Below are 742 nucleotides of genomic sequence, written 5' to 3' on the forward strand. Positions count from 1 at the left end.
CATCGATCCCGATGCACGCGATGCCCTGATACCTGCCAAGGCACGTGCGCTGAAGGAGAAGCTCGCATCACTCTGGCCACGCGCCGAACTTGCCATCGACTATCGCTGGGCCGGCACTTTCGACACCACGCGCGATGGCCTGCCGCTGATCGGACCCGTGCCCGGCCATCCGCATCTCTATGCCGCCTATGGTTATGGCGGGAACGGCATCACCTTCAGTTATCTTGCAGCGCAACTGATCGGCGGGATGATCGCGGGCAAACGCTCGCCATTGCTGGATGACTTCGCGCTGCAGCGCGATATCGCCTGAAACTTAGCGCGCTCGACTCGGCGAATTCAGCTATCCCCGTGTGATCAAAACGCAGGCGGCGAACGCCCCGTTTTGCGTCAGCGACACTGATTGACTTCCAAAAGACGATTGTTAGCATACAAGTGAATTTTGGCCCTCCTGCCCGGGGTTTTCCATATGAAGCCGGCGCCGTTCACGCGACACGTCCCACGCACCGTGGATGAAGTTGTGAGTGCATTGGCCGAGTTTGCGCCGCTCGATGGCCGCATTCTGGCGGGCGGCCAGAGCCTGGTGCCGATCATGGCGTTCCGCATGGCGCGGCCAGCACACTTGATCGATATCAATGAGGTCGAAGGGCTCGACCGCCTCGCTGTCGACGGCGACTATCTCTCGATTGGCGCGCGGGTGCGCCACGGCGCATTCCACAAGCCTGTCATCGACGGTCCGCTCGGT

At 61.3% G+C, this 742-nt stretch carries 2 protein-coding genes; both read left to right on the plus strand.

Going from position 1 to position 742, the window contains the following annotated elements:
- The coding region (locus tag AC1DS5_RS24975) for an NAD(P)/FAD-dependent oxidoreductase (protein ID WP_477720935.1) at window positions 1–310 on the plus strand (310 nt) is incomplete at its 5' end.
- Between the two features lie 156 nt (window positions 311–466).
- Window positions 467–742, plus strand: a 276-nt coding sequence (locus tag AC1DS5_RS24980) for an FAD binding domain-containing protein (protein ID WP_477720936.1), incomplete at its 3' end; no start/stop codon positions are given.

Source organism: Polaromonas sp. P4_H1 (assembly GCF_056400945.1).